Genomic DNA, 13763 nt, shown 5'->3' with positions numbered 1-13763 from the left:
CATAACCGAACTATGTTAATCATAACCGAGCTATGATAAGCGCATAAAATATTGAAACTGTTGCTACAAGTCTAAATGCTGTTTGAAACTTAAATACTGTCTGGGCTGCGCAAGTTTTTGACAGCGATACGATCTGCCTGCTTACGGTCACGCTCAGGCGTCATTTGCGGCTGATAGATACCCTGCTCATTGACATGGATACCCAGCGGACGACGCTCTTTAGTAATAGATTCTTGTAACAACATCAAACCTTGAATAAGCGCTTCTGGACGCGGCGGACAACCTGGCACATACACATCAACAGGGATAATCTTATCGACACCTTGTACGACAGAATAAATATCATACATGCCGCCCGAGTTGGCACAGGCACCCATAGAGATAACCCATTTTGGCTCAAGCATTTGCTCATATAGGCGCTGGATGACAGGGGCCATTTTGACAAAACAAGTACCCGCGACGATCATGACGTCCGCCTGACGAGGCGAGGCACGAATAACCTCTGCCCCAAAACGTGACAAATCATGAACGGCGGTTAAGGTAGTAGCGTATTCAACATAACAGCAAGAAGTACCAAAGTTAAATGGCCACAGTGAGTTCTTACGCCCCCAGTTTGCTGTTGAATGAACGAGGTCTTCGAGACGACCCATAAAGACGTTTTTATTGACTTCATCTTCGATAGGATCATTGACCGTTTGACTGGTCTGTGCAGGATAGGTATCTGCATCGGGGTTGGCTTTTGTTAATGTGTATTTCATAACATACAACCTTCATATTAGGCTTGGCGTGGCAATCATCTTGCTCGCGCTGTCACCATAATTTTATTATTAATAAGTGGCTAATCATCAGCGATCATTAATACAAACAGAACTGACGCCTTCATGCTTTGCTGCTCGTTTTTGCAAACGCTATAAGCTGAGCATCAACTGCTATTAACGTTCAGTTTTGTCCTGCTGAGCAGACGTCGCAAAATCCACAGAAGTAACGTTACCCGTGGTATTAATATGATCGATGTTTTGTAGATGACGACGATTGATCTCAATATTGTTTGAGACATTGATTTGACCGGATGACTGCGCGGGTACTTTACCTGTCGGATCGACCATTAGCTCATGAGCACCATCAAACTTGGTGATGTCTGCCAAATTAAAGCCTGCAGGCGCCGCATACAAGCGTGCTTTTTTGCGTAGCTTGTCAGCAGGTGCCCAGTTCATCGCACCCAAGCTCAGCTCATAAATCAAACCGATAATTAGAATAGTGATAAACGTACCAGCGGCGGCAAAGCCAAGCCAGCCAGCCTCTCGTACTGACACAGCATAAGCGTAGAGATATAGCGCCTCTAAATCAAAAATCACAAAGAAGATTGCGACCAAATAAAATTTGGCAGACAAACGAATACGGGCGTTGCCAGATCCGACAACACCCGCTTCAAACACTTCTTCCTTTTGTGAGCCTTGAGAGCGACCGCCAAGTAAGCGCGGTACGACCAGCATAAAGACAACTAGCCCAATGGCGGCTAAGATAAAAGCAATGGCTGACCAATTAAAAGCAGACATGATAATACGTGCTCCTCACCCAATCGAGTATTAGACACAGCGCAAGCACTGACCCACTCAGGCCATGTTGCGACAGGTATAACGCAGACGAAAACACAAAGCGACTGTATTTAAGTAACTGTCACTGTGTTTAAGTAACTGTCATTGAGTCACATGTTAGGTATTTTACTGGTAACAACCAATTATCAAGTGTATTGACGACGATGTCAGACGTGACCAACTGTAGAGATTCCGGTATGCGCGCGGATAAAAGCTGGTCGCCCAACGCATCTTCTAACAACGTAAGATCAACGTATTAAATCAATATCATATCTGACTGCTTACTTAATTGATTTAATAGCTCATTACACGTGGTCAACAATGACGTGACAACTGGCATAAATTATTTATGTACTATACGCATATCAGTGCCTAAAAGCTAGTTTTTAACTGTATTGAACGGTCACTTTCTGTGTAAAAAAAATGTGTTTTTTTTACTATGAATTATGATATAGACCTTACCTTATATTAACCCCAAATCCGTACTTTTGGCTATGAGCAAACACTGCCACGACGTTTAGCAGAAATCAAGTGTCCGAATACCCCACTTTCATCACCCAAGTCCTCCCCCAAAGTGAGCATTTTTGCTTTACAATGACCCACCAGATTTTTATGATATGCCATCATCAAACCTTAAATTCTATTATTCTTATAATAAAGATTATTAAAATATCGCGACGATACGAATGTTGATGATGCGCGCTGCGTTTATCTATCTTTGTCATATCAGCGCTACCCTCTTTTTTGCTTTTGTCTTACAGGTCACGTTATGAGTCAACTCAATCCCAAACAACAAGAAGCCATGCTCTACGTATCTGGTCCATTACTTGTACTTGCAGGTGCGGGCTCCGGCAAAACCTCTGTGATTACGCGTAAGATTGCTTACCTAATCCAAGAATGTGACATGCCAGCTGAGCGCATCACCGCCGTGACCTTTACCAATAAAGCGGCACGTGAGATGAAAGCGCGGGTAAGCAAACTGCTACCAAGCGAAAAAATGCGCGGGCTAACGGTGTCGACGTTTCACCAATTTGGTCTGCAGTTTTTGCGCTATGAGCTGATTCATACCCCGCTAAAAGGCAACTTTTCCATCATGGACAGCGATGACAGTAAGCGCTTGCTGATGGAGCTGATGATGCGCGACAACTTGAGTGGCGCTGAAAGCCGCGAGTTGGTCGGTAAAGCCATCAAAATGATTTCCGATTGGAAAAATGACTTGGTCGAGCCTGATAAGGCGATGGAAACGTTAGACGATCCAGAAGACATGATTTTCGCGACGCTATATGCGCTTTATGAGCGTAATTTGCGTGCTTATAATGCCGTCGATTTTGATGACTTGATTGTCTTGCCAACCAAAATATTACGTGAAAACAGAGAGCTGCGTGACAAATGGCAAAACCGTATTCGCTATTTATTGGTCGATGAATATCAAGATACCAATACTGCCCAGTATGAAATGATTAAATACTTGGTCGGTCCGCAAGGTCGCTTCACCGTGGTAGGTGATGATGACCAATCTATCTATGCGTGGCGCGGGGCGAAGCCTGAAAACATGGCCCTGCTAAAAGAAGATTTTCCAAAACTAAAAATCGTTATGCTTGAGCAAAACTATCGCTCAACCACGCGTATTTTGACCTCTGCCAACGCCGTTATTCTAAACAACGAGCATTTATTCGAAAAGAAACTGTGGTCAGATAAAGGTCAAGGCGAAAAAATCCGCATCATTAACTGCCGCAATGACGATGATGAATCTGAGCGCGTTGCCAAAGAAATCGTCACTCATAAGCTGCGTTTTGGTAATGAGTGGGAACAGTATGCGGTACTGTACCGCAGTAACTTTCAGGCACGTATGCTAGAGGCACAACTGCGCCAGTTGCAAGTACCTTATAAATTATCAGGCGGTCAGTCGTTCTTTGCGCGTAGTGAAATCAAAGACATCATGGGCTATCTACGCCTGATTTTGAACCCCGAAGATGACAGCGCATTTTTGCGTATTATCAATACACCTAAGCGCGGTATGGGACCCGCAACGCTAGAAAAACTTGGTTTATTTGCGCAAGAGCACAGCATATCGCTATTGGCTTCTTGTACCCATGCTGGCCTGACTCATGTATTGCCATCAAAGGCTTATGGTACGATAAAAGAGTTTGGTGAATTCATCGAGCACTATACGCGTGAGCTGGATCAACACCCAGACCCTGTGCCGATCGTACGCCAGATGATTGATGAGACAGGTTATATTGATTTCGTGCGTAGCGATGCCAAAACGCCGCAACAAGAAAAAAACCGTATTGATAATATCGATATGCTCTACACCAGTATTCAGTCCTTGATTAATCGCGCTGAAAAAGACGAAGATCGGACGATTGATACCATCATTCGTAAACTGGTTTTGCTTGATATGCTCGAGCAACAGCAAGAAGAAGAGAATACCAACAAAGTTAACTTGATGACCTTACATGCGGCAAAGGGCTTGGAGTTTGATTTTGTTTATATCATGGGGCTCGAGGAAGAGATGCTACCGCATCGCAACTCCATTATGAGTGAGACGGTCGAAGAAGAGCGCCGTCTGATGTACGTGGGTATTACTCGTGCACGTCGTGAACTAACATTGACGCTCGCGACCCAGCGCCGTGCTGGTGGTCAGATGCGCGTTACCTCAGAATCCAGATTTTTGGATGAGTTGCCTGAGGATCATATTGATTGGCCTGCCAAAGCGAAAAAGAAAAAAGCGACCAAAGACCCCGAAGCCGTTGCTGATGAATATCTGGCCAATATTCGAGCGTTACTGGGTAAGCGTTAATCTTACTCAAAACATTTAAGCATCTGAGTAATAAACACTTAAGTAAAACGCTTGCAAGAACACGCTTTAGACTGTGCAAAAAACGATTGTTATAATCGTTATTGTTCTTTATATACTGTAAAAACTCGACTGTAAAAACTCGACTGTAAAAACTTGGAACACTTATGCCTACCCCGACGCCCAATCAGGAACGAACCGCCATGCTGTCAGGAGATTATAACTCGGCTGAATATAGTGCCGAATATAAGCTTCTGTATCTGCAGGGGTTGGTTGCTGATAAAGCATACGAGGCCATTACAGAGTTTTTGGAAAAGCAGTCCGAATATGAGATTGCCAACCTACTAGAGTCCTTCCCAACTCAAAACCGTCTGTTGATTTGGGCGCAGGTGCCAGAGCATATCAAAGGTGAAGTGCTTGCCGAGCTAGATGTCGATACGCGCCAACCATTAATGGAGAACATTTCTTCTCAAGAAATCTCTTTGTTCACCCAAGATCTTGATGCTCAAGATATCTCTGAGATTTTGGACACTGTCACTGAGAGCGTACGTACCTCAGTCATGGCAACGCTAGACGAAGAGACGCGGGTCCAAGTCAACAAACTTGATACTTATGCTGATTGGGAAGTTGGTAGCTATATGGATCCTGATATTATTCAGATAAGGGATGATATCTATTTGGCGGATGTGCAAGAGTGGCTGCGTGAAAACGACGACCTGCTCGATGACGAGAGCCAAGAGCTGCTCGTTGTCGATCAAAGCCAGCAATTGCTGGGACTACTGAGTCTAGTGGATTTAATCAAGCATAAACAGAATACATTGGTCTCAGAGCTGATTGATACCGCCATTACAATTAATGATCGCTTGGATATTCAAGATGCCGCCGCGATTTTTCGTTCAGAAGACATTCGTTTTGCCCCCGTCATCAATAGCCATGGTGAGCTGGTTGGTCAACTAAACGGTGAAGACATCATGGAGATTATCCAAGATGATGTCGACAGCACCATGAAAAACCTCGCTGGTGTTAGCCAAGATGAAGAACTGTTTGCCCCTATCCTGACCAGTGCTAAAAGCCGTAGCGTTTGGCTAGGTATCAATTTATGTACCGCCCTATTGGCCGCAGCAGTGATTGGACAGTTTGAAGAAGTACTAGCACAAGTCGTGGCGCTAGCGATATTGATGCCAGTAGTCGCCAGTATGGGCGGTATTGCTGGCTCGCAAACGCTGACGGTCGTTATCCGCGGGATGGCGATGGGTCAAATCGGTGGTTCTAACCGTGTCTGGCTATTAAATAAAGAGCTGTGGGTGGGCGCGATAAACGGTATCATCTGGGCAATAATTATGGCGTTTATTGCTCAGTTATGGTTTCATGATATTAAGATCAGTGCCGTCATCGGTTTTGCCATTGCGATCAACATGACTGCAGCTAATGTCTCTGGCATCAGCATACCGCTGATGCTAAAAAGGATGAATATTGACCCTGCTCTATCTGCTTCGGTTATCTTAACGACCGTCACGGATATCGTCGGCTTTATGTCCTTTTTAGGATTGGCTAGCGTGTTGATACTTTAGTTTTTTGCTGAATTACTGAATTACTGAATTACTGAATTACTGAATTACTGAATTACTGAATTACTGAATTACTGAATAATTAAAATATAGAATTGTTATTTGTATAAAAATTTCGAATAAGATTTATTTAAACCTTAGTTCAGGGCTCTAGTTTTGAATCATAATTTAAAAACCATCAAATCGTTAAGTGAGTGTGTTATGCAAGCTGTACAAGTTAAAGTGGTAAACCCTAAAATTATTGAAGACGAAGCGTTTTCTCTACCAACTCGTGCCACCGATGGCAGTGCAGGTATTGATTTGCGTGCTTGTATTGACGAGCCATTAACGATTAAAGCAGGTGAAACCCATTTAATTGGTACAGGTCTTGCCGTTTATATTCAAGACCCTAACTATGCAGGTATGATTTTACCGCGTTCAGGTCTTGGCCATAAGCACGGTATCGTCTTGGGTAACTTGGTTGGGTTAATCGATGCCGACTATCAAGGCGAGCTGATGGTTAGTATTTGGAACCGCAGTAGCGAAGACTTTGTTCTTAACCCAGCTGAGCGTATGGCACAGTATATCGTGGTACCTGTTGCCCGTCCTGAGTTTGAAGTGGTTGCAGAATTTAGTGATGAAAGCGTACGCGGTGCAGGCGGGTTTGGACACTCAGGTCGCCAATAGTAGCTATTTTGTTGGTCAATTTTTCTGACAACTTTTTAGATAGCCTTTAAGGTTTTGCTTAAGCTATATCTAACACCTTGCGCTATTCATTTTTTATTTATCATTGAACACCTATCACGGTTATAAGGAGAATAAGCAATGCCACCTTCTGCGGCGCAGCAATCCTTATTCCGTGCTTATGATATTCGTGGTGCCAACCAGTATTTTACTAGCAGTTTTATACAAGCGTTAGGCGATGCTTTTGCTACTCTCTATAATGCGCAAAATAGCCAACCGACTCAAGACATCAATGCTAATGCCACTGTTGAGACTAAGCAGAATGTTGTCGTTGTTGGTTATGATATGCGTATTGGCAGTGAAGCCATTGCATCCACACTTTCTACTGTACTAGCTCATCATGGTTTACGCGTAATCCAGTTAGGTCTGATTACCACGCCGATGATGGCATTTTGGGCAATGCAGTATCAAGGTCATGGCATTGTCGTAACAGCGAGCCATTCTGCTAAAGACATACTAGGCATCAAATGGTTAGTAAATAACAAGTCCCCTAGTAGCTCAGAGATACAGACGCTCTATCATCAACTCACCGCTAATCATAGTTGTCACGCCTATCCCGATAGCCAAGCTACCAATCCTATCTTACATTCAGAAAACATTGAAAGCATTGAAAGTAGCCAAGACTCAAAATTACCAAGCGACCTACTTGAGCAATTACCTACTCATCAAGTAGCCAACGTCTATATCGATACTATTGCGCAGGTATTTGAAAAATTATTTCAGCACAATCACTCGGCAACTGCAGCCAATCAGAAAAGCGCTTATAAACTTGATTTGATCGTGGTTATTGACTGTATGCATGGCGCAACTGGGAGCATCGCTCAGCGCTTGTTTGAACGTTTTTGCCAACAGGTCACTTTTCTCAATGACATACCCGATGGTAATTTCCCCCTTGGTAATCCAGACCCCACCGAACCAAACCGCTTAAACGAATTGCAGCGAGCCGTTGTTTTGCACGCAGCAGATATAGGCTTGGCTTTTGATGGCGATGGCGATCGTTTGATGATCGTTGATAACAACGGCAAGATAGTTACGCCCGATCATTTGCTCTATTTATTGGCACGTATTGCTATTACTGAACATCCTAACTCTCTTAGCGACTCTTTATTAGCATCTGAAGTTCTTTTCGATATTAAGTGCGCCCATCATTTACCAAGACTGTTATCTGAGCTTGGTACTACACCTGTGATTAGCAAGACTGGCAGCAGCTTTATGCGCCAGCAAGTACAGCATCCTGACAATCAGATTGTCTTCGCTGGTGAACTATCAGGGCATTTCATCTTTAATGACAGCCGTTTTATCCCTTACGATGATGCGATGTATGCTGCATTACGGTTGCTACATTGGCTTGACCAAGTTCATAATGATACTAATGATAAAAAACCGCTAGCAGATATCATCCACAGCTTGCCCACTATAGTCAGTACTGCTGACCATTACTTGCCAATGCCGCAGACGACTACTACCGACTGCTCACTTGTAGAGCAATTAACGAGATTTTGTCATTACTTGCAGTATCTAGTAGATGTGTCTACTCATACTGATTCTTCATACAGTCAGCAGCTAGAAGATACTTGCCTGCCCGCCACAACCTGCAAGTCGTCAGTGTGTACTTGCGCTACTGCGAAGACGCAAATAGCACTAAAACAGACGCATGAATTATTACCTGTAGGGACCAAGCTGAGCTGTATCGATGGTGTGCGCTTGGATTTTGCGCATGGCTTTGGGGTACTGCGTCAATCAAATACCAGCAATAGCCTGACCGCGCGCTTTGCGGGCGATAGTATAGATGACCTAAAAGATATTCAGGCGACATTTGCCGTTTTATGCCGACCATTTAACGCAGATCTAGCAGAACAGATTCTTGCTATTCCTGCGGAGTAGCCTCATAAAACATATAACTGTCTCATTGGACACAGTAGAAAAACAACCAATTTAAACCCGGCCCTTAGGAGTTTGTAATGACGCTTAACTTAGATGATGCCAAAAACACCGCTGAAGTATTGACCACTGCTCTGCCTTATATCCAGCGTTTTGTTGATAAACTCATCGTCGTAAAATACGGCGGCAACGCCATGACCGACCCTGAGCTTGAGAGCTCATTTGCTCGCGATATCGTTTTGTTAAAGACAGTCGGTATGCATCCAGTAGTCGTACATGGTGGTGGCCCACAAGTTGATAACCTCCTAAAAGAGCTCGGACGTCAATCAGACCGTATCGATGGCATGCGTGTCACTGACAAAAGCACCATGGATATCGTAGAGATGGTCTTGGGCGGTAGCGTCAACAAATCGATTGTTAGCTTGATTAATAAACATGGCGGTCGCGCGATTGGTCTTACAGGTAAAGACGCCAACTTGATTCAAGCCAAAAAACTGATGATGGAAAAAATTGGCGCAGATGGTATCGCTGTACCAGTTGATTTAGGATTCGTCGGTGATGTGGTAAGCGTCAATAAAGACGTGATCAACATGTTAATTGCCTCGGATTTTATTCCCGTAATTGCGCCACTTGGCGTTGACGCTGAAGGCAATACCTATAATATCAATGCTGACCTAGTCGCGGGTAAAGTGGCGGAGTTTTTACAAGCAGAGAAGCTGATGCTATTGACCAATATCAAAGGCGTATTGGGCCGTGATGGCGAAGTGGTAACTGGACTCACACCAAAGAAAGTTGATAGCTTAATCGAAGATGGCACTATCTCAGGTGGCATGATTCCTAAAATTCAATGTGCGCTTGATGCGGTACGTAGTGGCGTCAAAAGTGCGGTAATCGTTGATGGCCGTGTTCCTCATGCAACGCTGTTAGAAATTTTCACCAACGAAGGGGTTGGTACGCTGATTAGTCGAGAGATAGACTCATCATTAAGCTAGAAAAATATAGCAATATTAAATGTAAAAAAGCTAAATGTAGAAAAGCCCGAGTTAATATAAACGCTCGGGCTTTTTTGTGCAGTTTTATCTTTAATAATGAGACTGGCTTAATTTTTATGAATTAAATTTACGAAAAAGCTTTATCAAACTCTGCTTCATCGAAACCACATAGTAATACTGCTTGAACTTTATCTGCCAACTGACCTTCTACAATCGGGCGTTTAATCATGCTGGTATTTTCCACGAGTAAATCTATCGCGGTGTCTACACTAGCATCAGCTGCTTGCTTTTGACTTTCGTCTAGCTTGCGCCATGTCGTACCGCGTTTATTAAGTACTTTTTCGATACCTAGCTCATTTACCCAGCGCTGTACTGTATCTTTATCAACACCTTGTTTTTTATAATCGTGAAAATCATAGCTGACATCTAGATCGTTTAGCTTAGTGAACGCTTTTTTCATCGTGCTACAAGACTTGATACCGTAAATGGTGATGGTCATGATAAATCCTCATAAATATTCATTAATTTATCTATTATACCTAAGGCTGACTGGATATAGAGAATGTATTACTTTTAATCGTCAAACCTAGTAAGCAACTGCATCATATCGTCGCAATTTTCGCCAAATTACGCTATGCTATGGCATTGTCAAATTCCACCTATTTTGATCAGTATTAAACAAATCCGTATTAAATAAATCAGTATCAACCAATTTCGAGCCGACTATGAGCAACGCCGTGACAGCAGACCAAACAGAAAACAACTATTATAACCCTCAAACGATAGAAGCCGCGCAGCAAACCAAATGGGCCACTGACAAGCGCTTTGAAGTAAGCAATGAGCCAAGCGACAAGCCAAGTCGTTACATGCTGTCGATGTTCCCTTATCCAAGTGGTAAGCTACATATGGGCCACGTACGTAACTATACGATTTCTGACGTATTGAGCCGTTATTATCGCCTAAAAGGCTATGAAGTCATGCAGCCAATGGGCTGGGATGGTTTTGGCTTGCCAGCAGAAAACGCAGCGATTGCCAACCAAACACCGCCTGCTGCATGGACATTTGCCAATATTGACAGCATGCGCGCGCAGCTTAAATTACTAGGCCTGTCTATTGACTGGTCACGTGAGTTTGCTACTTGTAGCCCTGAGTATTATCAGTGGGAGCAGTGGTTATTTTTGCAGTTGTACAAAAAAGGCCTAGTCTACAAAAAGCTGTCGACGGTCAATTGGGATCCCGTTGACAACACTGTCTTAGCAAACGAGCAAGTCATTGATGGCAAAGGTTGGCGTAGTGGTGCTGCGGTCGAAAAACGCGACATCCCAATGTATTACTTCAACATCACTGATTATGCCGATGAGCTATTGGATGATTTGGATCAGCTAGAAGGTCATTGGCCATCTGAAGTACTAACCATGCAGCGTAACTGGATTGGTCGTAGTGCTGGTATGGAAGTGCACTTCCCTTATGAGCTTGCTGGTGAAGAAAACACCTTAGATGTGTTCACCACTCGTCCTGATACGTTGATGGGTGTGACTTATGTCGCTGTTGCCGCAGAGCATCCACTTGCACAGTACGCCTCTGAGCAAGATGACGCAATCGCCCAATTCTGTGCCCTTTGTAAAAAAGGCTCAGTTGCTGAAGCGGATTTGGCCAAAGCTGAAAAAATCGGTATGGATACAGGCCTCACTGTGACGCATCCTTTGACTGGTGAAGAAGTGCCAGTGTGGGTTGCCAACTATGTGCTAATGAGCTACGGCTCAGGCGCGGTTATGGCAGTACCTGCTCATGATGAGCGTGACTATGAATTTGCGGTTAAGTACGACCTACCAATCAAGCAAGTCATCAATGTGCCTGACGGTTATTTTGATGAACTAAAAGCAGATGCCAAAGCGAACGATAGTGAAGTCAATCTTGCTTATACTGAACGCAACACTTTGGTTAATTCAGGTGAGTTTGACGGTCTAGATTTTGAGCAAGCGTTTGAAGCAATGCTAGCCAAACTTGAGCCAAAAGAGCTGGCTAAGAAAAAAATTCAATATCGCCTACGTGATTGGGGCGTATCTCGCCAGCGCTATTGGGGCTGCCCTATTCCAATGATCAACTGTGAGCATTGCGGTACGGTACCTGTTGAAGAGCAAGACTTACCAGTTGTGTTGCCAACTGACGTCGTACCTGATGGTCGCGGTAACCCACTTAAGAATATACCAGAGTTTGTCAATACCACTTGTCCTAAATGTGGCAACCCTGCTGAGCGTGAGACCGATACCTTTGATACCTTTGTAGAATCTAGCTGGTACTATGCACGTTTTGCTAGCCCAAATGATGCACAAAACATGGTCAATAAGTCTGCTGCCAATAAATGGTTGCCAGTCGATCAATACGTGGGCGGTGTCGAGCATGCGGTGATGCATCTGTTGTATGCACGCTTCTTCCATAAGCTGATGCGTGACGAAAACTTAGTCACAGGCGACGAGCCATTTGCCAATCTAATGACACAAGGCATGGTGCTTGCTGGTACGTTCTACCGCGTCAATGCGGATGGCAGTACGACCTACTACTTTGCAGAAGATATCGATATTGACTTTAACGAACGCGGTCAACCAATCAAGGCCATCTTAAAATCTGACGGCCAGCCAGTCACGATTGGTAAAATCGAAAAAATGTCAAAATCAAAGAACAATGGCGTAGATCCACAGCTAACCATTGATAAATATGGTGCTGATACGGTTCGTCTATATACGCTATTTACTGCGCCTGCGGATCAAACGCTTGAATGGTCAGATGACGCGCTAAAAGGCCCTTATAACTTTGTGAAAAAAGTATGGCGCATTGCTACCGACCATATGCAAGCGCTAACAGCCGCTAATATCAGCATTGATATGCTGAACAGTGCTACCTTGAACACAGACGGTCTAAGCAAAGAAGCCAAAAACTTACGCCGTAAAACGCACGAAACGATTGCTAAGATTGACAGTGATTTGGGTGATCGTTTGGCACTGAACACACCTGTATCAAGCCTGATGGAACTTGCTAACGAGCTGACTGGCTTTAACGCAAGTAATGAGCAAGAGCTACACGTCAAACACGAAGCATTGACCAATCTGTTGATTATGTTGTCTGTATATGCGCCGCACGTTGGTGAACATCTGCTTGAGCAATTGGGTCTTGACACCTTGACCCTAGACTACCCAACCGTTGATGAAAGTGCGTTGGTACAGGACATGATCACGATGGTGGTACAGGTCAATGGTAAGATGCGTGGTAAGATGGATGTGGCACCAAACAGCGATCCTGAGCAGCTAAAAGAGCAAGCTCGCACCATGGAAAGCGTGGCAAAATTCATCACGGGTGAAATCAAAAAAGAAATCGTCGTTCCTAACAAATTGGTTAACATCGTGGTTGTAGGCTGAGGTATCTTGAGCTAAGTATTTTAGGCTTAGTGCTCTAAGCCTTCTTATCATATGAGGATAGCGTTTATGTCATACAAGCATCGAGCTGAGCAGGCGCAACCAGAATCAAGCGCATACAGCCTAGCTAATAAAAAGTCCCAGGGCCAAAAGCTCGGAGCAGTCTTACTTGCTACGCTGCCAATGTTCGCCGTGGTAGGTGCAGCCGCTGCTCTTAGCGGCTGCGGCTTCCAGCTGCGTGGCTACGACTCAGCGATGCTGCTTGACGTCGAAAAAACAGCGGTCATTATCGAAGACAATCGCACCTCATTCCCGCTGAAACTACCATTGACGCGTCGCCTAAAGACATTAGGTGTCGATGTTATTGGTAATATGAGCTCGGAAGAAGTTGCTCGTAATAACCAACAAGCAGGGGCTGAGACTATTGCCGCTATCGATATCCGTAATGTACGTTTTAAGCGTTACGAATTGGTTGGTGTATTAACAGAGATTCGCTTGGTACTATCAGCAGATGTCAGCTATCAAACGATGGAAAATGGTAAGCCTGTAACACTGAGCAACCCCATTCAGGTCGAGCGAAGCTATCAGTACAACGAAGCCTCTGTTAGTACTGACGATCAGCAAGGCGATCAGACTCGCGATTGGCTCTATGATACTTTAGCTCGCCGTATCACTGACCAGTACGTTGCTATCTCGCTTCCAAAAGTTGCACCTGCTGCCAAACAATCTCTGCAAATAAATAAAGGCATGACACCAACCGTTGTCGTCGTACCACAACCGTAAGAGTTAGTCGT

The 13763-nt window shown here is 44.2% G+C and carries 10 protein-coding genes; 7 read left to right on the top strand and 3 right to left on the bottom strand.

Going from position 1 to position 13763, the window contains the following annotated elements; translation table 11 throughout:
• Positions 1-89: 89 nt before the first annotated feature.
• Entirely contained in the window at positions 90-758 is a 669-nt protein-coding gene (locus tag CXF69_RS11510) for a NuoB/complex I 20 kDa subunit family protein (RefSeq protein ID WP_101206265.1), read from the bottom strand.
• Positions 759-932: 174 nt separating this feature from the next.
• A complete protein-coding gene (gene ndhC, locus CXF69_RS11505; protein WP_101206266.1) occupies positions 933-1556 on the bottom strand; it encodes an NADH-quinone oxidoreductase subunit A in 624 nt (207 codons plus the stop codon).
• A gap of 808 nt (positions 1557-2364) precedes the next feature.
• Here ndhC and CXF69_RS11500 point away from each other — a divergent pair.
• The 5 genes from CXF69_RS11500 (at position 2365) to argB (ending at position 9559) form a co-directional block, all read left to right on the top strand.
• Positions 2365-4398 carry a UvrD-helicase domain-containing protein gene (locus CXF69_RS11500; protein WP_101206267.1) on the top strand — a complete coding sequence of 678 codons (2034 nt, stop codon included), beginning with the start codon at positions 2365-2367 and terminating at the stop codon, positions 4396-4398.
• 164 nt (positions 4399-4562) lie between these two features.
• Positions 4563-5966, top strand: coding sequence for a magnesium transporter (gene mgtE / locus CXF69_RS11495; RefSeq protein WP_101206268.1), 1404 nt, complete (start codon positions 4563-4565; stop codon positions 5964-5966).
• A gap of 198 nt (positions 5967-6164) precedes the next feature.
• Positions 6165-6629 carry a dUTP diphosphatase gene (gene dut / locus CXF69_RS11490; RefSeq protein WP_101206269.1) on the top strand — a complete coding sequence of 155 codons (465 nt, stop codon included), beginning with the start codon at positions 6165-6167 and terminating at the stop codon, positions 6627-6629.
• A gap of 138 nt (positions 6630-6767) precedes the next feature.
• Entirely contained in the window at positions 6768-8570 is a 1803-nt protein-coding gene (locus tag CXF69_RS11485; protein WP_101206270.1) for a phosphohexomutase domain-containing protein, read from the top strand.
• A gap of 77 nt (positions 8571-8647) precedes the next feature.
• The gene (gene argB, locus CXF69_RS11480; protein WP_057758912.1) at positions 8648-9559 is read left to right on the top strand and encodes an acetylglutamate kinase; all 912 of its coding nucleotides are present in this window, start codon (positions 8648-8650) and stop codon (positions 9557-9559) included.
• A 127-nt stretch (positions 9560-9686) separates the two neighbouring features.
• On the opposite strand, the gene CXF69_RS11475 is transcribed toward argB, so the two are convergent.
• A complete protein-coding gene (locus CXF69_RS11475; protein ID WP_101206271.1) occupies positions 9687-10058 on the bottom strand; it encodes a Spx/MgsR family RNA polymerase-binding regulatory protein in 372 nt (123 codons plus the stop codon).
• A 226-nt stretch (positions 10059-10284) separates the two neighbouring features.
• On the opposite strand from CXF69_RS11475, the gene leuS reads away from it, so the two are divergent.
• Together leuS and CXF69_RS11465 are read left to right on the top strand one after the other, a co-directional pair.
• Positions 10285-12972, top strand: a complete 2688-nt coding sequence (gene leuS / locus CXF69_RS11470; RefSeq protein WP_101206272.1) for a leucine--tRNA ligase — start codon at positions 10285-10287, stop codon at positions 12970-12972.
• A gap of 66 nt (positions 12973-13038) precedes the next feature.
• Positions 13039-13752, top strand: coding sequence for an LPS-assembly lipoprotein LptE (locus CXF69_RS11465; RefSeq protein WP_101206273.1), 714 nt, complete (start codon positions 13039-13041; stop codon positions 13750-13752).
• The last annotated feature ends 11 nt before the right edge of the window (positions 13753-13763 follow it).

Source organism: Psychrobacter sp. Choline-02u-9 (genome assembly GCF_002836505.1).
Classification (GTDB): Bacteria; Pseudomonadota; Gammaproteobacteria; order Pseudomonadales; family Moraxellaceae; genus Psychrobacter.
Note: the sequence above shows the minus strand (reverse complement) of the source record. Positions and strands in the feature narration are given on the sequence as shown.

Bases quoted from the DNA above. Each gene is read 5' to 3' on its own strand.
- CXF69_RS11465 (WP_101206273.1), top strand. From the start codon at position 13,039: ATGTCATACAAGCATCGAGCTGAGCAGGCGCAACCAGAATCAAGCGCA.
- leuS (WP_101206272.1), top strand. From the start codon at position 10,285: ATGAGCAACGCCGTGACAGCAGACCAAACAGAAAACAACTATTATAAC.
- dut (WP_101206269.1), top strand. From the start codon at position 6,165: ATGCAAGCTGTACAAGTTAAAGTGGTAAACCCTAAAATTATTGAAGAC.
- ndhC (WP_101206266.1), bottom strand. From the start codon at position 1,556: ATGTCTGCTTTTAATTGGTCAGCCATTGCTTTTATCTTAGCCGCCATT.
- mgtE (WP_101206268.1), top strand. From the start codon at position 4,563: ATGCCTACCCCGACGCCCAATCAGGAACGAACCGCCATGCTGTCAGGA.
- CXF69_RS11510 (WP_101206265.1), bottom strand. From the start codon at position 758: ATGAAATACACATTAACAAAAGCCAACCCCGATGCAGATACCTATCCT.
- CXF69_RS11500 (WP_101206267.1), top strand. From the start codon at position 2,365: ATGAGTCAACTCAATCCCAAACAACAAGAAGCCATGCTCTACGTATCT.
- CXF69_RS11475 (WP_101206271.1), bottom strand. From the start codon at position 10,058: ATGACCATCACCATTTACGGTATCAAGTCTTGTAGCACGATGAAAAAA.
- argB (WP_057758912.1), top strand. From the start codon at position 8,648: ATGACGCTTAACTTAGATGATGCCAAAAACACCGCTGAAGTATTGACC.
- CXF69_RS11485 (WP_101206270.1), top strand. From the start codon at position 6,768: ATGCCACCTTCTGCGGCGCAGCAATCCTTATTCCGTGCTTATGATATT.